This is a genomic window from Erwinia amylovora (assembly GCF_017161565.1).
Taxonomy (GTDB): Bacteria; Pseudomonadota; Gammaproteobacteria; order Enterobacterales; family Enterobacteriaceae; genus Erwinia; species Erwinia amylovora.
Genome location: NZ_CP066796.1, coordinates 3429310 through 3451353, shown reverse-complemented (window position 1 = coordinate 3451353; position 22044 = coordinate 3429310). Strand labels below are relative to the sequence as shown.

At 51.2% G+C, this 22044-nt stretch carries 23 protein-coding genes and 3 pseudogenes; 17 read left to right on the top strand and 9 right to left on the bottom strand.

The features are described from left to right. Positions 1 to 432: 432 nt before the first annotated feature. The 7 genes from yjbE (at position 433) to ubiA (ending at position 6422) form a co-directional block, all read left to right on the top strand. Positions 433 to 693, top strand: coding sequence for an exopolysaccharide production protein YjbE (gene yjbE, locus JGC47_RS15725; protein WP_004160510.1), 261 nt, complete (start codon positions 433 to 435; stop codon positions 691 to 693). A 78-nt stretch (positions 694 to 771) separates the two neighbouring features. Further along, positions 772 to 1419, top strand: coding sequence for a YjbF family lipoprotein (locus JGC47_RS15720; protein WP_004160509.1), 648 nt, complete (start codon positions 772 to 774; stop codon positions 1417 to 1419). Continuing rightward, positions 1416 to 2171: a capsule biosynthesis GfcC D2 domain-containing protein gene (locus JGC47_RS15715; RefSeq protein WP_004160507.1), complete on the top strand. Its 756-nt coding sequence runs from the start codon at positions 1416 to 1418 to the stop codon at positions 2169 to 2171. Before JGC47_RS15720 ends, JGC47_RS15715 begins: the two co-directional genes overlap by 4 nt. Continuing rightward, the gene (locus tag JGC47_RS15710) at positions 2171 to 4264 is read left to right on the top strand and encodes a YjbH domain-containing protein (protein ID WP_004160506.1); all 2094 of its coding nucleotides are present in this window, start codon (positions 2171 to 2173) and stop codon (positions 4262 to 4264) included. The genes JGC47_RS15715 and JGC47_RS15710 overlap by 1 nt, the downstream gene beginning before the upstream one ends. A 214-nt stretch (positions 4265 to 4478) precedes the next feature. After that, positions 4479 to 4895, top strand: coding sequence for a phosphate-starvation-inducible protein PsiE (gene psiE / locus JGC47_RS15705; RefSeq protein ID WP_004160505.1), 417 nt, complete (start codon positions 4479 to 4481; stop codon positions 4893 to 4895). 137 nt (positions 4896 to 5032) lie between these two features. After that, positions 5033 to 5557, top strand: a complete 525-nt coding sequence (gene ubiC, locus JGC47_RS15700) for a chorismate lyase (RefSeq protein WP_004160504.1) — start codon at positions 5033 to 5035, stop codon at positions 5555 to 5557. 1 nt (position 5558) lies between these two features. Further along, positions 5559 to 6422, top strand: a complete 864-nt coding sequence (ubiA, locus tag JGC47_RS15695; protein WP_004160503.1) for a 4-hydroxybenzoate octaprenyltransferase — start codon at positions 5559 to 5561, stop codon at positions 6420 to 6422. A 78-nt stretch (positions 6423 to 6500) separates the two neighbouring features. On the opposite strand, the gene plsB is transcribed toward ubiA, so the two are convergent. Further along, a complete protein-coding gene (gene plsB / locus JGC47_RS15690) occupies positions 6501 to 8924 on the bottom strand; it encodes a glycerol-3-phosphate 1-O-acyltransferase PlsB (protein WP_033477748.1) in 2424 nt (807 codons plus the stop codon). 127 nt (positions 8925 to 9051) lie between these two features. Here plsB and JGC47_RS15685 point away from each other — a divergent pair, with 127 nt between their 5' ends. The 4 genes from JGC47_RS15685 (at position 9052) to JGC47_RS15670 (ending at position 12073) form a co-directional block, all read left to right on the top strand. Continuing rightward, positions 9052 to 9417 carry a diacylglycerol kinase gene (locus JGC47_RS15685; RefSeq protein WP_004160499.1) on the top strand — a complete coding sequence of 122 codons (366 nt, stop codon included), beginning with the start codon at positions 9052 to 9054 and terminating at the stop codon, positions 9415 to 9417. A 109-nt stretch (positions 9418 to 9526) separates the two neighbouring features. Next, positions 9527 to 10135, top strand: coding sequence for a transcriptional repressor LexA (gene lexA / locus JGC47_RS15680; protein ID WP_004160497.1), 609 nt, complete (start codon positions 9527 to 9529; stop codon positions 10133 to 10135). A 192-nt stretch (positions 10136 to 10327) separates the two neighbouring features. After that, complete coding sequence (dinF, locus tag JGC47_RS15675) at positions 10328 to 11650, top strand: MATE family efflux transporter DinF (RefSeq protein WP_004160495.1); 1323 nt, start codon at positions 10328 to 10330, stop codon at positions 11648 to 11650. A 213-nt stretch (positions 11651 to 11863) separates the two neighbouring features. Continuing rightward, positions 11864 to 12073 carry a CsbD family protein gene (locus JGC47_RS15670; RefSeq protein WP_004160488.1) on the top strand — a complete coding sequence of 70 codons (210 nt, stop codon included), beginning with the start codon at positions 11864 to 11866 and terminating at the stop codon, positions 12071 to 12073. Between the two features lie 81 nt (positions 12074 to 12154). Here the strand turns inward: JGC47_RS15670 and zur are convergent, their stop codons facing one another. Next, positions 12155 to 12664, bottom strand: coding sequence for a zinc uptake transcriptional repressor Zur (gene zur, locus JGC47_RS15665; RefSeq protein WP_004160486.1), 510 nt, complete (start codon positions 12662 to 12664; stop codon positions 12155 to 12157). Between the two features lie 474 nt (positions 12665 to 13138). On the opposite strand from zur, the gene JGC47_RS15660 reads away from it, so the two are divergent. Continuing rightward, positions 13139 to 14371 carry a conjugal transfer protein TraF gene (locus tag JGC47_RS15660; RefSeq protein WP_004160481.1) on the top strand — a complete coding sequence of 411 codons (1233 nt, stop codon included), beginning with the start codon at positions 13139 to 13141 and terminating at the stop codon, positions 14369 to 14371. A 1176-nt stretch (positions 14372 to 15547) separates the two neighbouring features. Then, a complete protein-coding gene (locus JGC47_RS15655) occupies positions 15548 to 15709 on the top strand; it encodes a hypothetical protein (protein ID WP_004160480.1) in 162 nt (53 codons plus the stop codon). A gap of 136 nt (positions 15710 to 15845) precedes the next feature. Here the strand turns inward: JGC47_RS15655 and JGC47_RS15650 are convergent, their stop codons facing one another. Further along, positions 15846 to 16097 (bottom strand): pyocin activator PrtN family protein, encoded by a 252-nt coding sequence (locus JGC47_RS15650; RefSeq protein ID WP_013035771.1) that lies wholly within the window; start codon positions 16095 to 16097, stop codon positions 15846 to 15848. 29 nt (positions 16098 to 16126) lie between these two features. Then, a pseudogene (locus JGC47_RS17745) lies at positions 16127 to 16333 on the bottom strand (3'-5' exonuclease); the annotation flags it as partial. Between JGC47_RS17745 and JGC47_RS15645 the strand changes: the two are divergent. Together JGC47_RS15645 and JGC47_RS15640 are read left to right on the top strand one after the other, a co-directional pair. Further along, positions 16278 to 16916: pseudogene (locus JGC47_RS15645) on the top strand (DUF968 domain-containing protein); the annotation flags it as partial. The pseudogenes JGC47_RS17745 and JGC47_RS15645 sit on opposite strands and share 56 nt — an antisense overlap. After that, entirely contained in the window at positions 16909 to 17271 is a 363-nt protein-coding gene (locus tag JGC47_RS15640; protein WP_004160476.1) for an antiterminator Q family protein, read from the top strand. The pseudogene JGC47_RS15645 and the gene JGC47_RS15640, both read left to right, overlap by 8 nt. A 41-nt stretch (positions 17272 to 17312) precedes the next feature. On the opposite strand, the gene JGC47_RS15635 is transcribed toward JGC47_RS15640, so the two are convergent. The 3 genes from JGC47_RS15635 to JGC47_RS15625 form a co-directional block, all read right to left on the bottom strand. Next, positions 17313 to 17702 carry a hypothetical protein gene (locus JGC47_RS15635; protein ID WP_004160474.1) on the bottom strand — a complete coding sequence of 130 codons (390 nt, stop codon included), beginning with the start codon at positions 17700 to 17702 and terminating at the stop codon, positions 17313 to 17315. 112 nt (positions 17703 to 17814) lie between these two features. Continuing rightward, on the bottom strand, positions 17815 to 18300 hold the full coding sequence (locus JGC47_RS15630; protein ID WP_013035773.1) for a hypothetical protein: 486 nt from the start codon (positions 18298 to 18300) through the stop codon (positions 17815 to 17817). Positions 18301 to 18761: 461 nt separating this feature from the next. Next, on the bottom strand, positions 18762 to 19772 hold the full coding sequence (locus tag JGC47_RS15625) for a hypothetical protein (protein ID WP_004160468.1): 1011 nt from the start codon (positions 19770 to 19772) through the stop codon (positions 18762 to 18764). 289 nt (positions 19773 to 20061) lie between these two features. Between JGC47_RS15625 and JGC47_RS15620 the strand changes: the two are divergent. Further along, positions 20062 to 20733: pseudogene (locus JGC47_RS15620) on the top strand (DNA methyltransferase); the annotation flags it as partial. Between the two features lie 54 nt (positions 20734 to 20787). Here JGC47_RS15620 and JGC47_RS15615 read toward each other — a convergent pair. Together JGC47_RS15615 and JGC47_RS15610 are read right to left on the bottom strand one after the other, a co-directional pair. Further along, positions 20788 to 21201, bottom strand: coding sequence for a type II toxin-antitoxin system HicB family antitoxin (locus JGC47_RS15615; RefSeq protein ID WP_004160463.1), 414 nt, complete (start codon positions 21199 to 21201; stop codon positions 20788 to 20790). A 54-nt stretch (positions 21202 to 21255) separates the two neighbouring features. Next, entirely contained in the window at positions 21256 to 21438 is a 183-nt protein-coding gene (locus JGC47_RS15610; RefSeq protein ID WP_071524100.1) for a type II toxin-antitoxin system HicA family toxin, read from the bottom strand. A gap of 157 nt (positions 21439 to 21595) precedes the next feature. Here JGC47_RS15610 and JGC47_RS15605 point away from each other — a divergent pair, with 157 nt between their 5' ends. After that, complete coding sequence (locus tag JGC47_RS15605; RefSeq protein WP_004160460.1) at positions 21596 to 21994, top strand: phage holin, lambda family; 399 nt, start codon at positions 21596 to 21598, stop codon at positions 21992 to 21994. Positions 21995 to 22044: the final 50 nt, after the last annotated feature.

Genomic DNA, 22044 nt, shown 5'->3' with positions numbered 1-22044 from the left:
AACGCGGGTTAATGGAGTAAGTTTTTTCCTAAAATAGTCGAGAAAAGCGCTTTTTTCAAATGGGAAATTCCTAAAATATCACGCCAGTAATGACCGGTGAAATCGGCGGTAATTCATTTATCTTTTTGAAAAATATATTTTTTTATGAAAATTCGGCTGTTTATCAATGCAATGCGATGAATAACCTGCCTGATTGATTTTTCAGGATTAAATCCTAACATTTATAAATTTATTAGTTCAATATCTTAACCTAAATTTTTAATGTAGCTTATTAAACTAATTTTCATCTTTTTTCGGCTGATATAACCAGGCGCCTTTCTTCGGGTCATGACGGGGAGCCATCCGCTGCATTCTCACCATTATTTTTACATACTAGGGGGGCCAGAAACCATCCCGGTCCTGGTTTCCATTCATCAAGTGAAGGGAAATTTAATGAAAAAAGTCTTATGGGCTCTAACAGCCATAATGTACTTAGCGGGCGCTTCTGGCGTATTTGCCGCCGAGCCTACTGGTGCAGCGTTGCAAAACGGCAGTGCAGCCGGTGGCGAAGCAGGTGCAATATCAGCCGGTACCACGACTGCCGTAGGTATCGGTGTTGTCGGCGCTTTGGCCGGTATTGCCGTAGCCTCGTCTGGCGGCAGTAGTAGTGGTTCTAATACCGCAACCAGTACGACTGTCGCTACGACCCGTTAAGTATGCAAAAACTAATCATAACCACACATTTGTGTGGTTATTTTTTAGCTTTATTCTATTTTGTTCAAGGATCCCTCGTTGCGAAACCTACCACTGCTGCTGCTTTGCCTTTTGCTTCAGGCATGTAGCCAAACTCAAAAAGGATTGGGTGAATCCCTCCGGTTGGCCCTGTTCGGCGCAGATGACATCCGGATGACTAACGGACAGATCAACAATCTGCCCTACGCCAGTATGTATTTGCGGGTAAACGGCGGGCAGCAAATTTTTGTGGTGCTGGGTTATAACGAAAACGGCCAGCAGAAGTGGATAACGCGTGATAAAGCGATGCTGGCGATGGAGCATGGCCGCCTGGTTAAAACCGTAGGATTGGCGGATAACCTCAACGAGGTCAGTAATCTGCAGCGTGACCCGCTGCGAGATGCGCTGCACCTGAGTGAAGGGGCGAGCTGGAGCCGTATTGTCAGCTGGACGGTAAACGGTAAATCGCGAGCCGCTACGGTAACCTCGCGCTTTATCCAGGGGCAAGATGAGGTGCTGCAACTGGCCGGTCAGCCGGTAGCCTGTCGCGTCTGGTACGAAGAGGTTGCGCTGGCTGAAAATGGCGCATCCTGGCGCAATACATTCTGGGTTGATGCCTCCAGTGGGCAGGTTCGTCAGTCACAGCAAACACTGGGAACAGACGCTCTCTCTATCGAAGCTACCATTTTGAAACCTGCAACATCATGAAAAAAATAACCATTTTACTAGCGGGAATTTTGGCAGTGCTTTCGCTGCAGGCCCGTGCGGACGGGAAGGTCAATATTTTTTATCCCGGACAGAATCAGCCGCTGGTAGTTAATCATATGGCGGATCTGGAACAGCTGGTCACCAACCCGGCGCTGGCGCAGAAAACCTGGTGGCCGGGTACGGCGATCGGCGAAAAGCAGGCAACGGCGGGCGTGATCCAACAGCAACAGCAACTTTTGGCACGCTTACAGACGTGGCGCGATCAATTGCGCAATGACGATGACGGCGCACTGGCAGCAGCAGTGGAAAACGTCCGTCAGCAGATCGCCGCGCTGAAGGTTACCGGGCGTCAATTTGTTAACCTGGACCCGGACTGGGTGCGATTACGGCCAGGAGCCAACCGCCGGCTTGAGGGCGAATATAGCGTCTACACGTTAAAGAAACCGACTTCGATCACCTTGGCAGGCGTGATTGAAAATTCAGGGAGAACCCCTTGGGTAGCAGGTCGGTCAGCGTCCGGGTATCTGAGTGAACATCCGCGAATGAGCGGTGCCGAGCGCAACATCGCGCTGCTTATCTCACCCGGTGGTGAAGTGTCGGAGGTGCCGGTAGCGTACTGGAATCACCGCCACACAGAGCCGCAGGCGGGCAGTACGCTGTTTGTCGGCTTCTCCGCCTGGACGCTGCCGCGCGCCTACGCCGATCTCAACATACAGATCGTTTCTGTCCTGACGCACTGGATCCCTGACTGATGAAAAAACGCTATCTTCTCAGCCTGCTGTCACTTTCCGTTGCCTGTGCCTGCCAGGCTCAGGCTGACATCTATGCAGACCCCATTGGCCCGTCACAGTCCGACTTTGGTGGCGCAGGCTTGCTACAGGTACCCAGTGCGCGCATGGCCCGCGAGGGCGAGTTCAGTCTTAACTATCGCTACAACGACCAGTATGTTTTCTACTCATCCTCGGTTCAGCTGTTCCCGTGGATGGAGGCAACAATCCGCTATACCGATGTGAAAACCCGCGAGTACAGCGCGGATTCAAGCTTCTCCGGCACACAGACTTACAAAGATAAGGCTTTCGACCTCAAGCTGCGGCTATGGCAGGAGGGGTTCTGGCTACCGCAGGTTTCCCTGGGAGCGCGCGATCTGGGCGGCACCGGACTGTTTGACAGCGAATATCTGGCGGCCAGTAAAGCCTGGGGCCCGTTTGATTTCACCCTTGGCCTGGGGTGGGGCTATATCGGCAACAGCGGTACGGTGAAAAATCCGTTCTGTTCGATCGGGAGTAGATATTGCCAGCGCACCAAAGGCAACGGTACTGCCGGTTCGCTCAGCGCCGGCGAGATGTTCAAAGGACCTACGGCGTTCTTTGGCGGGGTTGAATACCAAACCCCGTGGCGACCGTTGCGCCTGAAGGTGGAGTATGAAGGCAATGACTATCAGGGTGACTTTGCTGGCCGTCTGAAGCAGAACAGCAAGGTTAACGTCGGTGCCATTTACCGCCTGACCGACTGGGCAGATGTCAACGTCAGCTACGAGCGTGGTAACACCTTAATGGCTGGTTTTACCTTGCGTACCAACTTCAACGATCTGCATCAAAATCAGCTGGATAGCGCCAAACCGTCCTATAACCCGCAGCCGCAGGAACGTTTCCTCGATCCGGCCGTGACCGCTGAACAGCTGAACCAGCTGAAATACAACGCCGGGCTGGACGCGCCGAATATGCAGGTGGACGGCAGTACTCTGTATGTCACCGGAGAACAGGATAAATACCGTGATACCCAGCTCAGCGTGGATCGCGCCAATGTGATTATGGCGAATCATCTGCCGGCCGGTATCGATACGCTACGCGTGACCCAAACGCGCAGTCACATGCCGCAGGTCACTACGCAAACCGATGTTGCCAGCCTGCAACGTCAGCTGGCGGGCTATCCACTCGGGAAGGAAGAGAAATTACAGCAGCAGCGAGTTAACCCGATTGCGCCGCGGCATGTCGAGCAGGGATTCCACATCAGTGACAATCGCCTGGACTACGGCCTCTCACCAATTCTTAACCAGTCGGTTGGGGGGCCAGAAAGTTTTTATCTGTATCAGGTTGGCGTCATGGCCAATGCCAGCTTCTGGCTAACGGATCATCTGCTGCTGGATGGCAGCCTGTTCGGCAATCTGTCCAACAACTACGATAAGTTCAACTACGACGGCGCGCCGAATGACTCGACGCTGCCACGGGTACGCACCCATATTCGAGACTACGTTGAAAATGACGTGTATGTGAGTAACCTGCAGGTTAACTACATGCATGAGCTGGGTAACGGATTCTACGGCCAGCTCTACGGCGGCTATCTGGAGACGATGTTCGGTGGGGCCGGCGGCGAAGTGCTGTATCGCCCGCTGGACGCCAGCTGGGCGGTGGGGGTCGATGCTAACTATGTCAAGCGTCGCGACTGGAATAATATGATGAAGTTCACCGACTATACGGCCAGGGTGGGCAATATCACCGCTTACTGGCAGCCGTGGTTTATGCGTAACCTGCTGGTAAAAGCCAGCGTTGGCCAATATCTGGCCGAGGATAAAGGCGTTACGCTGGACGTGTCGAAGCGCTTTAACAGCGGGATTATCGTAGGGGCTTATGCCACCAAGACCAACGTTTCATCGCAAGAGTACGGCGAAGGGGACTTTACCAAAGGTTTCTATATTTCCATCCCGCTGGATGTGTTCAGCGTGATACCAACCCGGGATCGTGCGCAGATCAACTGGACGCCGCTGACGCGTGACGGTGGTCAGATGTTGGGACGTAAATACCAGTTGTATGATATGACCAGCGATCGCGACGCCAGCTACCGATAATCCTCAGGAGTGGCTGCTGGCAAGATGCGCCATATGCCTGGCTACCAGCAGCTGCGATCGGGCGTATATTGGCCTGTCCATGCGCTTCGTTAAGCCGGTATATCGCGGAACGGCAGCATCACGGTCGCCGGGATGTCTTGTGATCTGCATCACGCTAAAGCATATTGTAGCCGTCGGAAACCCCGACGGTTCATTATGACTTTTGAGGTGTAACATGACTTCCCCTGTGCGCAGTACTCCTGCCATTCGCCTGGCGTTTGCCCTGCAAATGGTGCTAAACGCTGGCCTGATTGTACTTGCCTGTATCCTGATTATCTTCCTCGGCAAAGAGACTATGCATCTCGGTAATGTGTTGCTGAATACCGGGGAACAGACCTCGTCTTATCTACTGATTGATGGCATCGTCATCTACTTTCTCTATTTCGAGTTCATTGCCTTAATCATCAAATACTTCCAGTCGGGTTATCACTTCCCGTTACGCTATTTCGTCTATATCGGTATTACCGCGATTATTCGCCTGATTATCGTCGATCATAAAAACCCGTTTGATACTCTGGCCTATGCCATAGCGATCCTGATATTAGTCATCACCCTGTGGCTGGCGAACACCAATCGCCTGAAGCGCGAATAACCGTCAGCGAAGCCTGCTGCGGAAAGGCCACGCAGGCAGTGACAGGCACAACGCGGCAAAATTTTGCCGCGCATTGATAGGTTTGCTGACAGGGTCTGCGTTACACTGGCGCACTGAAAGTTTTACGGAGAAGTGCTATGGCGGAGAACGCGCTGTCGCTATTAAGCGCGATCGAATGGATCCCCGACTCATCACCCTTGCTGACCGCCCCTCTGCTTGACTGGCTGATGGAAGTTGACTCCATGACCCGGCGTTTTGAACGCCATTGCCAGCGGGTGACGGTGAATCTGTTACGTGAGGGGTTTGTCAGCCCAGAGGAAATCGCGCAAGAAGTTATTATGCTGCCAGCAGAAAGCCGTTACTGGCTGCGTGAAATTGAGCTTTGTGCCGACGGGGTGCCGTGGCTGGTGGCGCGGACGCTGGTGCCGGAGTCGACGCTGATTGGCCCGGAGCAGAAGTTACAGCAGTTGGGTACCGTACCGCTGGGGCGTTATCTGTTTGCCTCCTCAACCCTGACACGTGACTTCATCGATGTTGGCCAGAGCGCAGGTTTGTGGGCGCGACGCTCGCGTTTGCGCCTGTCGGGAAAACCGCTGTTACTCAGCGAACTGTTTTTACCCGCTTGCCCCCTGTATGAAAGCCTGGCAAAAGGGGAGCAGTAGTATGGAGAAAAGTGTGCAAATGAGTAAGTTCTCGGCTTACTGCCGTCTGATGCGTATTGATAAACCCATTGGTTCACTGCTGCTGCTATGGCCCACATTATGGGCGCTGTGGCTGGCGGGGATGCAGGTCCCGCCGCTCAAGGTGCTGCTGGTATTTGTGCTGGGCGTATTCTTTATGCGTGCGGCGGGCTGCGTAGTCAATGATTTTGCCGACCGCAACATTGACGGACACGTGAAGCGCACCCGTGAGCGGCCGTTGCCAAGCGGCGCGGTGACAGCGCGTGAGGCGAAGCTGCTGTTTGCCGGGCTGGTGCTCATCTCCTTCGCGCTGGTGATGACGATGAACAGCATGACCATCTGGCTGTCGCTGGGCGGGCTGGGTTTGGCCTGGATGTACCCGTTTATGAAGCGTTACACCCATCTGCCACAGGTGGTGCTGGGGGCGGCGTTTGGCTGGGCGATCCCGATGGCGTGGGCGGCGGTGAGTGAAAGCGTGCCGCTGACCTGCTGGCTACTGTTCCTGGCGAATATCTGCTGGACGGTGGCTTACGATACGCAATACGCGATGGTTGACCGCGATGACGATGTGAAAATCGGCGTGAAATCTACCGCAATCCTGTTTGGCCGTTATGACAAACTGATTATTGGCATGTTGCAGCTGGCGACGCTGCTTCTGCTGACGCTGGTGGGCTGGCGGACGGGGCTGAACGGCATCTTCTACGGCACGGTGCTGGCGGCGGGCGCACTGTTTATCTATCAGCAAAAGCTGATAGCCCGGCGTCAGCGCGAGCTGTGCTTTAAGGCTTTTCTGAATAACAACTGGGTAGGGCTGCTGCTGTTTATCGGCGTGGCGCTCAGCCTCTGATGGAAAAAGCCGCTGGAAAACCAGCGGCTCTGCTGTATCAGGTTGGAGCGTCTCGCCCGGCCTGACCGTCACATCCCATCACTCGTGGCCGACGGCACTCTCAATGGTCATTCTCACATCTTGCGTTATCAGGTCAGCCAGCAGCTGGTAAACCTGCCCGGTACGCTCAACCTGAGCATCGCCGGAATCGCTGATATAGCCCTCATCACGCAGTGTTAATACCAGCGAAGTGAATACCGCTTTGTCGAAGAACTCCGGGGCGTTGATGCCGTGCAGCACCGACAGGCGCTGCGCCATAGTGCGACTTTCTTTCTCCAGCGTGCCACGGTTAATCGTCGGATCGGCACTGAGGATTGAGAAAGTAATGGCGTAACGTTGCAGGGTTTCGCGTACGCCGGCGGCCAGCAATTGCAGAGTATGAAAACGGCCAGCGCTCAGGCGCAGAGTGCTTTGTTCCGCAATCAACAGCCCCTGGCGAGCCATTTCAGCCACTAACGCGTCCAGTAAGTCAGGCAGATCTTGCTGCTGCCAACGCAGGAACAGTTCGCTTTTGAGCATAGGATAAATCACCGCTGCCTGGCGCAACAGTTCGCTGCGGCTCACTTCGCGGTGCTGCATCAGAATGGCGGCGATCAGCGACGGCATGACCAGCATATGGTGAATGTTATTGCGATAATAGGTCATCAGCACGGCCTGTTCACGCGGCAGAATGACGATTTCACCGATGCTGTCCTGCTCCAGCTCAAACTTATTCATGCCGAGTGCGTGTTCAAGCAGTGCTTCGGGCGCTACGGCTGGCACGGTGGAGTCAGGAGAATACGGCACGTTACGCAACAGTTGAACGTAGCAGTCAAGCTGCCCGGTGAGCTGTTCACGGGTCATGGAGCGCTGACGTGAGGCCAGCAGGGCCGTCACACACAGGTTCATGGCATTCGCCGCCCCGGCGTTGTTTATCCGTACCATCACCTGCTGCGCAATATCATTAACCGCCGGGGTTAACCATGCCGGGCGCTGGGATTCAATCGGATCGATGGCATCACGCCACTCCGGTACTTGCTGGTTGAGGTAGTTGACCAGCGGTAGCGGCTCACCAAAGTTAACGTAACCCTGGCCGAGGTTACGCAGCTTGCGCAGTCCGCGTACCATCGACATTAAGCCCTCTTTCTCTTTTGTCGCTCCGCGCAGCTCTTTGGCGTAGGTTCCTACTTCCATCACATGTTCGTACCCGATGTAGATAGGCACCAGGGTGATGGGGCGGTTGCCGCCGCGCAGCATCGCCTGAATGGTCATCGACAGCGTACCCGTTTTGGGGTCGAGTAAACGGCCAGTACGTGAGCGCCCACCTTCCACAAAGTATTCAACCGAATAACCGCGGGTAAACAGTTCGCCGAGGTATTCACGGAACACCGTCGAATAGAGTTTGTTGCCCTTAAAGGTGCGGCGAATAAAGAACGCGCCCAGGCGACGGAAGATTGGCCCGGCAGGCCAGAAATTCAGGTTGATACCGGCGGCAATATGCGGCGGTACCAGCCCCTGGTGGTACAGCACGTAAGAGAGCAGCAGATAATCCATATGGCTGCGGTGGCAAGGCACATACACAATTTCATGCCCGTCCTGTGCCAGCTGGCGCACGCGTTCGCCGCCACTGACGTTAATCCCCTGGTAGAGTTTGCTCCAGGTCCAGCCCATGATGCGGTCAGTGAGGCGAATCGCCTCGTAAGAGAAGTCGGCAGCGACCTCCTCCATCAGTTCTATCGCATTTTGCTGCGCTTTCTCGTGGGAGATCTTCTTGCTGCGCGCTTCATCCTCTACCGCTTTAGCGATGGCCTTGGACTGTAAAAGCTTATTGAACAGATCCTGACGCACCGGCAGGCGTGGCCCGACTGCCGCCAAACGCTGGCGGGCAAAGTGCATGCGCGCCACGCGGGCCAGCTTCTGGGCAATAATTTTGTCGGTACCGTGTTCAGTTGCCATATGGCGCAGCGACACCATCGGCGAGAAGCGCACAAAACTGTCACGGCCCAGCCAGAGTACGGCAAAGAATTTCTGGATGCCGTTCAGCACGCGCAGATGCGGCTGCTGGTCGCCCTGCACCTCGCGACCGGGGGCGCGTCCAAACATCACCGAGACGGGTACCATCTGGACATCAAGTTCCGGATGGTTGCGGTGCAAATCCAGATAGTCATGGAACAGCTTAACTGACTCCAGATTCGGCACGAAATAGGGGAATACGCGCGGGCCATCATGGATAAACACGTGGCGTGGCAGCAGATTGCCATCGATCTCCAGCGGTTCCAGTGGATCGGGCAAATCCTGTTTGCGACACTGCTCGCGCAGCGCCAGGAGATCGGCCTTTGAATCATAAGGCAGTACATACATAATAGGGCGCGACGTATCAAGCCCGAGTTCAGCAACCGGCTCAGCCGGAATTGCTTTACTTTTTACCAGAAATTTAACAGGTAAATTCAATAAGTTATAATATAAATTACGCCAACCTGACATAGATAACATGAAGCCTCTTGTTAGCAAAGCAACGCAAGCATACCAGAAAGTGCCAGCGGAATCTGTGATGTTACAAAAGCTGAACACCCAGTGATTAACATTCAACTTCTTAAAGGGCCACCTGATTATGGCAAATAATGCCACCGGATTGACGCGAATTTTTAAGGCTGCCGGGTATTCGTGGAAAGGTCTGCGCGCCGCATGGCGGCACGAAGCGGCCTTTCGCCAGGAAGCAGCGGCTGCGATTCTCGCCGTTGTTATTGCGGGTCTTCTTGATGTCGACGCGATAACGCGTGTACTGCTGATCGGCTCCGTCATATTAGTGATTGTCGTCGAAATCCTGAACAGCGCCATTGAAGCGGTCGTTGACCGTATCGGTAATGAAATCCATCCCCTTGCCGGCCGGGCAAAAGATATGGGTTCTGCCGCCGTATTGATAACACTTCTGCTGGCCGTCTTTGTCTGGATAATGTTGCTGGTGCCGCGTTTGTGATGAGTCACTCAGAAAACGCAACAAACTGAATTTCGTCCAGCTTTAGGTTTTCAATACAGAAATACCTGTATATACTCACAGTCGACTGTATAAACAACCAGGGGGCGGAATGAAAGCACTAACGGCAAGGCAGCAGCAGGTTTATGACCTGATTCGCGACCACATTAATCAAACCGGCATGCCCCCGACTCGGGCAGAAATAGCTGCGCAGCTCGGTTTTCGCTCTCCGAATGCGGCTGAAGAACACCTCAAAGCACTGGCACGTAAAGGCGTGATTGAAATTGTCTCCGGTGCTTCACGCGGTATTCGCCTGATGATGGAAGAAGAAGGCGGGCTTCCGTTAATTGGCCGGGTAGCAGCCGGTGAGCCACTGCTGGCAGAACAGCATATCGAAGGGCACTATCAGGTCGACCCGGCTCTGTTCAGACCAGGTGCTGATTTTCTGCTGCGTGTTAGCGGTATGTCGATGAAAAACATCGGTATTATGGATGGGGACCTGCTGGCGGTGCATAAAACGGAAGATGTGCGCAATGGCCAGGTTGTTGTGGCGCGCATCGATGATGAAGTTACCGTTAAACGGCTGAAAAAAAACGGAAATATGGTGGAGCTGCTGCCGGAAAACCCGGAGTTCCAGCCGATTGTGGTCGACCTGCGTCAGCAAACGCTGACCATTGAAGGACTGGCAGTTGGCGTCATCCGCAACGGAAACTGGCTTTGATCGTCGTCCTTTATTCAATATTGCGCGCTGTACCCACGGCGCGTAGCTCCCCGGAGCAGCAATTTTTCCCAAGATAATGCGAGTTGCAGCAGGGCGATTAGCAGTTAAGCCAACGTGCTTGTCAGCATAAGCGATGCGGCGGGCAAAGAGAGCGGCTAACGTACCACCTGCTGCTGGCACACTAAGGCGTTAATGCGTTTATTATCTCCTGATGATAGAAACCTCTGGCGGCTTGCGCTGCCGATGATCCTCTCCAATATCACCGTCCCGTTACTGGGACTGGTGGATACCGCTGTGATTGGGCATCTTGATAGTGCTGCTTATCTTGGCGGCGTGGCGATTGGCACCACGGTGACCAGCTTCCTGTTTATGCTGCTGCTTTTTTTGCGCATGAGTACCACCGGGCTTACCGCGCAAGCGTTTGGTGCTAACGACAAACTCGCGCTGGGCAAGGCGTTAATACAGCCACTTATGCTGGCCCTGCTGGCGGGAGGGCTGTTTATCGCCCTGAAAATGCCGCTTATCCATCTGGCCCTGAAACTGACCGGCGGCAGCGAGCAGGTTCTGCATCAGGCTGCGCTATTTATGCAGGTGCGTTGGCTAAGCGCCCCCGCTACGCTGATAAACCTGGTACTGCTTGGCTGGCTGCTGGGCGTACAATATGCTCGTGCGCCGGCGATCCTGATGGTCGTTGGCAACCTGGTGAATATCCTGCTGGTTCTGTGGTTTGTGGTCGGCCTTAAATGGGGCGTGCAGGGGGCGGGTGCGGCGACGGCGATTGCTGAATACGTCAGCCTGATCGTCGGGCTGCTGATGGTGAGGCGGGTAATGGTGTTACGCGGGCTGTCGCTGCGTCAGATGCTTACGGCCTGGCGTGGGGGGTTCACTCGCCTGCTGCGCCTAAATCGCGATATTATGCTGCGTTCGTTATTACTGCAAATCTGCTTTGCCACCCTGACTCTCCTTGGCGCGCGCTTAGGGAATGAGGTGCTGGCGGTGAATGCGGTGCTGATGATGTTCCTTACCTTCACTGCGTATGCCCTTGATGGCTTTGCCTATGCGGTTGAAGCTTGCTCAGGAAAAGCCTGTGGCGCGAAGGATAGTAAGCAGTTACTTACTGTATGGCATGCCGCCTGCAGGCAGGCGCTGGTGGTGGCGCTGGCCTTCTCGCTGATTTACGCCGTAAGCGGAATGCAGATTGTTGCGCTGTTAACGTCACTGGAGCCGCTGCGCGAGCTGGCGGACCGCTATTTGTGGTGGCAGGTACTGATGCCGTTAGCAGGCGTCGGCTGTTATTTGCTGGACGGAATGTTTATCGGTGCCACACGCGCCAGCGAAATGCGTAATGGTATGGCGATAGCCGCTCTGGGCTTTGCACTGACGCTGTTTAGCGTGCCGTGGTTAGGCAATCACGGCCTTTGGCTGTCATTAACCGTGTTTATGCTGCTGCGGGGCATGACGCTTTGGACGATATGGCGAAGACACTGGCGTAACGGCAGCTGGTTTGTTCGTTGACACAATTTATTACGCAACCCGAATGCTTGATATCACCCTGATTTAAAGGTTTTTTCATTTAATGCCGCCTGAAAGCCAGCGAGTTGACTTCCGTAATGTTATTTCCCTACTACAATTATCTCTGTGTCAGGTTTTTTACCAGATATTAACCTGGTTATAAGCTTAACTACGAAGCTAAAAAGCGGTTTTAACGCAAGGTAGAGGATGCATATTATGAATAAACATGAAGCCGGCGGTAACTGGAAACAGTTTAAAGGTAAAGTTAAAGAGCAGTGGGGTAAGCTGACTGAGGATGACTTGACGGTTGTTGAAGGCAAACGCGACCAGCTGGTCGGTAAGATTCAGGAGCGTTATGGTTATCAGAAAGATCAGGCCGAGAAAGAGTTAAGCGACTGGGAAACTCGTCACGATCACCGCTGGTAATTAGCGGCCCTTAGTGGGCAAACCGCCTTGACAGGCACAAGGACAGTGCCACCCGACTCAGGCCAACACGGTAATCCGCGTTTATCGCCCACGTTTCTTACTCTGTACGCTGTGGTCGTGATGACAGACATCCTGACGTGTACAGGCTTCTATTTCACCGCACTGCCGACAAAAACCATGTGCTTCAATCACGCTGTGGCCGAGGACAAAACCTGACGTCATGGCCAGCGATTTCAATATATCCTCCACGCCTTCTGCCCGCTGTTCCGTCACCAGACCGCAACGATCGCATATCAGCATCGCCGAGGTATGTGACGGCTGCTCGAAATGGTGACAGACAACGTAGCTATTGGTCGACTCAACACGATGAATAAAGCCTTGCTCCAGCAGAAAGTCCAGTGCGCGATAGATGGTCGGGGGTTTTGCCTGTGGTTCAGAAGCACGCAATAAATCCAGTAGATCATAAGCGCTAATCGCTCCGTTATGCTCACTCATCAGGCGCAGAACTTCAAGACGTTGTGGCGTCAGCCGCACGCTGCGTTGCTGACAGAAAATTTCTGCCTGCGTCAGAATTTTTTCAACGCTGGTCATGTTTATTGTTCCTCATCAGGCCAGAATCAGGATGTTATTTTATCACGTCTGGTACAAAACACCGAGTTTGCCATCCCCGGGGGCACTTCAGATTATCTCTTCAGTAGTTATGTTGAAGATTATATGTCGCGTGAGCGGGTTGATCTAACAGTATGATAATAATATATATTAATGTTTTTCCCCTGCCGTTTTGAACCTTTCCATTGATTTAAAACGACAAAATATATTTACATCCCTTAACTGTCTTGATTATCCTTTGAGCAGAGGCTGAAAATGATCGGTTATAAAACCCTTACCTGAAACGTAACGGTAAGCTTTGTAGCAGATCCATAAAAAGACAATAAACCAATCAGCCCCCTTATCTTCACTGAATTCACAGCAATGAAATGCAGACTTTATGTCCATGATCAAGGAATAAGAGCACTGCGCACTTTTTAGCATTCGCATTTTCATTTCTAGGGTGAATTAGGGAAAATGACAAACAAATTCAAAGTATTAGCCTCGTTGCGACCATCGGTAGCATTGACTTCACTTTTATTAGCCCCGCTGGGTGCGCTGGCTGCCGGTAATTATTTTGATGCCCGTAACGATGCAATGGGTGGAACTGGCGTCGCTTCTTCCACTTACGGATCGGCGGTTCTGGCCAACCCCGCGTTGATGGTCAAGGCTCAGCCACTGGACAAAGTCAGCATTATTCTGCCGGCGGCCGGTGCGCAGCTTAGCGATAAAAATAAACTGGTTGATAAGGTCGATGACCTTTCGGATACCGTCGATCACTACAAGGCCATGCGGGATAACATCACTTTTGAAGATATTCCTAACCTGCTTGCAGCCAGCGGCGATTTGGCTGACCGACTGCGTGATATCCGTGGTGAAAAAGCCTGGGGCCAGGCCGGTGCGGCCCTTGCCGTCACGATCCCTGACTACGCGCTACCGTTTGCCTTTGTTACTAAAGCTTACGGCTCTGCCTATGGCACCAGCAATATCACCCAGCATGATATCGACTTGTTACAGGGAATCGCAGATGCGACGACATTTCCGTCTTCTGAGGACCAGCTGACCTCCACCGCACTGGGTCGGGCGGCAGTTGTTTATGATATCGGTGTTGCCGTGGCACATGAGTTTGATATTGTCGGCCATCCGTTTTCACTGGGCGTTACGCCGAAGTTACAAAAAACCACCTTGTATAACTACAGCGCCTCGGTTTACAGCTATAAAAGATCGGATCTCACCGACGGTAAATATAAAAACACCGATACCGGCTTTAACCTTGACGTGGGGGCAGCAACCGATTTGGGTGACAACTGGACGCTGGGTCTGAGCGGCCAAAACCTGATCCCGCGCGATATCGATACTAAAGAAGTGAACGGATATCAGGATACTTACCAGATCCGCCCGCTGGTGACTTCCGGCGTATCCTTTCACACCGAACGCCTGACCGCCGCGTTGGATGTCGATATCACCCCGACTAAGCGCTTTAAAATCCAGCAGGATAGCCAGTACGCGGGCATCGGTGCCGAATATCGTCTGCTGGACTGGCTGCAATTGCGTGGTGGCTACCGTGCCGATATGAAGTCAAACGACACTAACGTGTTTACCGGCGGTTTCGGCATATCACCTTATAACAAGGTGCACCTTGACCTCGCCGGGATGGTAGGGAAAGACAACACCTGGGGGGCGGTCGCACAGCTGAACTTTACTTTCTAATCATTGCGGTTGCAGGGGGGAGGCAATCTCCACCCTGCGCTATATCCGCGCTTACCGCCGTGTTATCATTGCGCACATTATCGTCACATTTTTTCTGATACAGAGTTAGCGCTTTTGATGACCGAAAAATGACCTGCACACCGCTTTTCCATTGCTCCGATGCTCGATAGGACGTACTGCTAAATAAAATCAATTAGTTACATGGTTGTGGTGTCCTATTGGCGTCCTCGCTCTACAGTTTTACCTGTTCTTGCTAAGCTTTCCTCCCAGTCTGCCGATAGGTTTATGAGGGGTAAAAATTTTTGTCCATATTTATCCGCTGATAAGTCTGAAAGCAATTGTTAACATGCATAAATTGATTACTTTTTGGTTGTCTCTATGCTCTCTTTAAATGAATTAGCGCAACTAACTTATACTACCCTTCAGTACTACATGGATCAGCGCGGCATTGATCTTGCCGTTTGACCATCAACCGTGGCTGACACAACTTCACTGTGTAGGGCATCCCGATCTTAACTGGGAGTGGTACATAACGGAGACAGGCAACAGGGACGACTGTTTTGAGCTTGGCATCAAGCTGATTACATCGCGTGAGCACAAGTTAGTTGAGAGTTCGCCAGCTGGTGTCTCAATGTCCACCTATAGCATCAGTGCCAAGACATTTGACATTCATGCTGTTGATAATTTGTCCAAGGACTCAGAGGATCACCCATTTGCGCCGACGGATGGTTTTGTATACTCTATACGCCGCAGTGATTTTTATGAACCAAGCTGGTGGTGAAACTATACGTATCATCGAACCAGTAAAAGAAAGCATCCCTTACTTTGAATCCTTTGGTTTCGAGGTAAGTGATTGTTCTTACGTCATGACATGCTCTTTAGCGAAACTCCAAGAAACCATGGCAAGTTTAGCTGACTAAATTTCGTCTTGAAAATTAAGTGGATGCACACCATGTGTTATAGTGTATCTGTGAAATGTAGTTGTAGCCTGTAAAGAGCTTGGCAGCTACCAAGCGGCTCCTCTGTCGTTACGAATGTATCGATAGGTGGAAACAGGTTATGGCACGTCTGATATGTATTAGACTTAGGGTGTGAACGTTAGCACGCATCGCTGTCGTACATTGAAGACGCTACCTCATTTAATATCTGGAATATGAGATTCCATTGAGGTGTTCTATGAAAATGCATGAAGAACGTATGTTTGATACGATCCAAACTTACAAAAAAGCTGGTGCAGCTCTCGATTTCCTTATGAAAATTGGTCCTACACTGGACGAAAGGGCGCAGGCTCCTGGCCAAGAAAAGCAGGGCCGTCGCCGTTGCCGTGAAGCCGCATAGATGTAAATCGTCTCAATGAACTAAGAAAAACCTCGCTTCGGCGGGGTTTTTTGCTTTTAGCCGTTAGCACTTCTCTTTTTATTCACCATTTAACTGCAGCCAAAAAAAAAGGGCTGCCTTTCGGCTACCCTCGGGGTCATTGCATCTTTTGCAACTCGTCTTTTGCTTCCTTTCTTCGTTTATCAATAAACTCCGCTAGATCTGAAACATGCACCATGCGGGGTGATTTCTGACCTGCTCCGATCCTGAATGAAGCGAGGGGCAATTCGCCGCAGCTTGCTTTTTTATCGGCAGTGGATGGGCGCATGCCGAGGTAACGTTCAGCAATAACAGCGAGAGGGATCGTTGAGGTCTCGAACTCCGCCATAAGCAGAAACACAGTATTCATAGGTTTACTCCCGCTGATGTCGCAATTAGTTAAGCGCTCACGCCGTGAGAAGCCATTAACAGCTGATGGATGACAGAAACATACTTGGCTTGGTGGATAGCATCGGCCAGTGCGTTGTGGCGCTCGCCGGCGAATGGCATGTCGCGCTTGGAGTCGAAACCAAGCTGCTTGCCGAGCAACACCATGGTGCGCATGTCGCTATCGTTCCAGAATTGCCACGTGCTGACTTTGCCCGAGCTGTGCTGGTGGGCAATTCGCTGTGATGTTGTCGCGGCGCTGCCGGACGGGATGGCACGTAAATCTCTGCGTATGCCGGATGAGGTGATTCAGTCAGTAACCCGGGAAAGTGACATTGTACCCGCAGTACAGGCCACAGGCATCGTGCTGGCGAAAGCACAATCAGTTGATACCGCATTCGGGGATCACGAAAGCCAGCAGGTGCAGGAAAAGCCTGTCCTGAAGCTTGCGGTCGACCCCGAAAGCCCGGAATCATTTATGTTGAGACCGAAGCGCCGCCGCTGGGAAAATCAGGCATATACGCGCTGGGTGAAAACGCAACCGTGCGCCGCCTGCTGCCGCCCTGCAGACGATCCGCATCATGTTATCGGTCATGGTATGGGTGGAACCGGCACCAAATCCCACGATCTGTTTGTTATTCCCCTCTGCCGGAGTTGTCACAACGCGCTGCACGCTGACGTGGCCGCCTTCGAGCAAAAAAACGGTACGCAGCTGGAGCTGCTGTTTCGGTTTATCGACCGGGTACTGGCGATAGGCGTTATTGCCACGGCAACGAAAAATAGCGGAGACAAGAATGCGTGATATTCAGCTGATACTGGAGCGCTGGGGCAACTGGTCAAAACACCGGATTGAAAGTGACGTTGGGTATTCTGCCATTGCAGCCGGGTTTGAAGGGCTGTTAGCTGAAAACTCTACGGGTATGAGTTGCACCGAAAACGATGCGCTGATCATTGATGCATGCGTGGGACGGTTGAAACAGAAACGTCCGGATGAGTACGCGTTGCTGTCTGACCACTATATCAAAGATATTTCAAAACGCGCGCTGGGGCGAAAGTTGAAGTTGTCTGAGGGGATGATCAGGATAAAGTTTCAGATGGCAGAAGGGTTTATTGAGGGCTGCCTGTCGATGCTGGATGTCAGGCTTGAAATGGAGTAACGTTGCCGAAACGGTGGCTCTAATGAGGGCCACTGTTGTAATTAAGGCAAAAGCAGGCCGAAAAAAGCGAAAGTGATAAGACACGCCGTCGCTGCAAGCCACAGGAAAGAAAAGAACCTCATCCATGTATGTATTTGGATTTGATTATCATCAAAGAAATAATATGCCGGATCATTGCGGTCCATAAAAAAAACTTTCTTTCTCTGGCTTGATTTTATAAAGAATCGAATCACCGGAAAGGCACCAAAGAAACCGACCATATGATAGAAAGAATATGGGGCAGGGAATGTGTATTTTTTCGTATAGGATGAGACTAACTTATAATAATCTTGCCTTTTTACTGCATAGATTAAAAATGAGATGAATATCAGGCCACTGGCAGCCAGTCCAAAAAATAATGCGGCATGAGCTAATATTTTGTTAGTTATCATAATATTCTGTTACTTTGTTGATTATTGCTTCTGCGCCTGTGCTTCCCATATATCCACCAAAAACTGACCCCACAGCGATGCGGGCAGTTTTGCTAAATTGATATTTTTTTGCTTACCGGACCATAGATAAGATAACGGCAGCTAAAGCAGAAATCAGATAAAGCACCGTTCCAGTCATCCACATGGCTGACAAATATTTCATCCACGGTTGAATTTTTAAATCATTTTCCTCAAAAAAATTATAAGCCGGGTCATCCTGCTTGAGTAAGAAAATCTTCTTTTTCTTACTCAATTTGATAAAAAATCTGCTAACGGGGAAAACACCAAAAAAACCAACCATATGGTAAAATGAGCTCGGGGCTGGGAATGTATATTTTTCCTTGAAAAGAGAGACTAAATTTTCATAACTACTTTTATTAGCCAGGTAGAGAAAAAATGATACAAAAATAAGCGTGCTGGCGAATAGCCCAAAGAATAATCCTACTTTGGCTAGTATATGTTCAATCACCGGTTGACTCCAAAAACATGTTGACCAGTTTCTCGCCAGCCACACTACCAGCGTAACCTCCGGCGATAGATCAGACTGCTGCGCATGCACTTTCCTGCCCGACAGTACTGGTATGAGCTACTTCATCAAGTCATAACGATAGATAAGGTGCCTATAGTTGAATTTTTTCTTTAGCATTTAATAAAATAGCAAGAATGATCAGAAATGAATAACAGAAAAAACTAGTGATAAATAGATAATAGAATGGGCTTATCCATTTAACTAAGCTGGAATTTTTATTAATAAAAAAAAGATAAGAATCACTATTTTTATTAAGAAAAAAAACCTTCCTTTGATTCTTTAATCCGCGAAAAAAATAAGCTATAAGGGGGGCGCCAAAAAAACCAATCTGTGAGTTAAAGGAGTAAGGGGCTGGAAGGTGATGCTCTTTCTGAAACAGGCTCAATAACTCATGGTATTTTGCTCGATTTAACCCGTACATAATGACAGATGCAATAAAGCAAATGCTTGCAAGAGAAATAATGAATATTGCAAAGTACTTTAATGTCATTTTAAATGCCCCAGTAGTTATATAGCGTTTCCATACCCCAGTCAGCGGCCTGACTGCCAGCATAACCAGCGGCAATAGAACCTACTGCAGCACAGGCCAAGCCTCCTACGCCTGCTGTTGCTATACCTACAGCAGCGCATACCCCAATACCTCCAACAGAACCTATCGCACCCGCACCCATACCAATCGCTGTTGTTGCCCCGAACTTTTCGTATTCCCTGAAAGCAACTTTGCCGCATTCACCTTCACGCCCTTTGGTGCAGGCATCCGCCACATCATTAGTCGTTCCGGCAAAAGCGAACCCAATGCCAATATACCCCCCGTACTTGAGGAAGCGCGCGGCTTTTGCGGCGTTGCCGACATAGGTGGAATAGCCCGGTATGCCAGTGACGCCGGACGTTGACCATTCATGCACAATAGAACGACTGGAGAGATTTAGCGCCCTGCGCATATCTTCGTAGGGCCTGAATTTTACGGAGTGGCGGGCAAGGGATTTGACCAGCGGTTTGTTGACCAGCTCTTTTAACTGATGCAGTAGCTGATTGCGCTCAGCATAAAACTGTTGACCGATGAGCGTACCCTGCGTGCGGTACTGGTTCTGATAGCTGGCTTCGATTTTCTTCAGGGTCTGCTCAATGGCAGAAAAATACTTTTCTCCCACGTCTCCCGCAGTGCCAAATATTTTATCACCGGCGCTGGTCAGTCCGGCAATCATGCCGTAGTGCTTTTGAAGAAAGCCGGCATCCTCTGCGCTGACGCCGATAAGGGCGTTATTGGTATTTTGTTTTGCCTGCCTGAGTTTGTGCAGCATCTGCGTAGTGACAGGTGCGGTCGTATCCGGATCGGCCACAATCAATATCTGACCGGGCTTTAGCCACTGTGTATCAGCATTGAGTTTCATAAACAGGCTGGCCGCAGGGGAGCGGGTATCCCTGAACAGCTCCCGCGCCTGGAAATCCAGGTTTCCCGGACGTTCGACAATACAGTAACCAGGCGCAATCTGACGTGCCATGCATCCGTTCTCCGTTGAGTTTGAGCATGGCGTCAGCTGGCCATAATACTCAGTTATTCAAGGCAATCGCGCTGCAATAGTAAATAATTCTGCTGCGTTACGCAAAAAGTATTGTAACGTGTTAAGGGTGGTGACAACGACAACAGCTTACCATCGTAAAAATTCACAGCCCTGGCCTCTGCCGGGGCTTTTTTTATTCTGAAAGCGATAAATGAGTTGTTGTTGAATTGAACACGAGTTATCTGTGCGTCATCAGACACGGAACGGATAAAAGACATGTTAAAACAGCATTATCTTTGCCGGCCATTATGGGGCTGAAGGTTTTGCCAAAGGGCAGGCCGGGTATGCTTCAAAATGCGCAGAGCTGAAAGGTGACGTGTTCGCGCCACTGATAGAGTATTTCGTCAATGCGAGGGAATCTTTGGGCGTCACTGCGAAAGAGATTAACGAGGCAACAGGGCGGCAGATGTGCAGCCACTGGTTCTCTCGTTCCCAATGGCAATTGCCAAATCGTGAGCAGTACGAAAGCCTGCAACGCCTTTTCGCCAGCAAAGCGAAAGCTAAGGGCTTGCACTCAACGCTCGATAATGACTATTCAGGACTGGTGGAAAACCACGCAAACCTGCAACAGGATTACGGGCTGCTACGTAAACAGTTCGATGAATTGCGCCAGCAGTATGAAAACCTGCGCCGACCGTTTAGCGTTACCTCCGAAGTGCCTTATACCGACGTCTGGACGTTCAAGCCGGTTGCCAGTTATCCGGGAAAACATCCCTGTGAGAAGCCAGCCGAACTGATGGAACATATCATCACCAGCAGCACCAGGCCGGGCGATGTGGTTGCCGACTTCTTTATGGGATCGGGCGCTACAGTGAAAGCGGCGCTGAAGCTTGGAAGGACGGCAATAGGCGTTGAGCTGGAAGAAGAGCGATTTCTTCAGACGAAAGCAGAGATTGGATAAAATAAAACCCCGGCAAAATACCGGGGGAGGGAAAGTTAAGGCGGAGGCATGCCGCTAAACTGCTTTGTGTAACTCGTTACGCGTAGCAGAGGCAATGAATCCGCTCCGGCTCTTGTACTCTGGTTTGTTTCTGACAACATCGTCAATTTGGTGTAATAACCGGTGCGGCAGCGTGATGTTAATCCTCTCTGCCCGTCCATCAAACTTATCCATGTTTACCCATACCAGCGCCCACTGGCCAGCTGTGTATTGCGCCGCATCTTTTGTGATGTGGTCCTGCATAGTTTTAGGTACAGGAATTTCCATATCATTTTCGGTCAACGCTTCAAAGTGCGCATCAATGGCGCTTTGTGCGTCAGCATAGGCATCATCAATGGAGTCTCCGGCAAAAATACAGCCATCTACATCGGGAAACCACCCGCTGGCCGTACCGTCTTTGTCGATCTCAATAAATGCTGGGTAATGCATATTTATCTCCCCGTAGAGTTCGTCGTAAAGGAGCGCCCCGGAGACGCTTCCTGGTTACTTGATCCCGGCCTTCTTCAATATCTGCCTGAGAGTTCCAGGTTTAATATCCTTGCTGGGATGGGGTACTGTGACTAAGTCAGTAAAATCTGGATTTTTGAACGTGTGGTGACTCCCTTTTACCCTTACCAACGTCCATCCATTTTCTTCTAACCGCTCTATCAGTTTCGAACTCTTCAGGCATCCTCCGTCTCGCTAACTGATAGGGTAATTATAGACACCACACACACCAAAACGCCACGAATTAATGTGTATTGTGTGTATTTATCACAAGCCCGCTCAGGTGGGTTTTTTGTTTCTTTAACCCACACACCACGGCTGGCCGGAGGTGAGAGATATGCGTATGCCTAACAATCCTAACTCCTGGCCAGATCTGTATGACGTGATGCATAGCTGGTGGCGTGGAGAAACGCCGATCGGCGCAGTACTGATGGCCTGTGGTATGGCGGTAATACGCATTGCCTATACGGGCGGCGGCTGGAAAAAGATGATCCTGGAAGGGCTGCTGTGTGGCGCGTTAACGCTCACCTTTGCTTCAGCCCTTGAATACCCCGACCTTCCAAAATCGATATCTATCGCTATTGGCGGTGGTATCGGATTTATCGGCGTGGACGCGTTTCGTGCGTTTGCGTTGCGTTTTATCGGCAATCGTTTCGGAGTTAATGATGACAACCAGCGGCAGTTAGCATTCCTGTTTTTAACATTACTGATATGTATTGGTTGCTCTGTGAGGTGACGTTTACGCGCGATAAGCGTGGGACAACGGCCGAGCTTACTATGATGCCG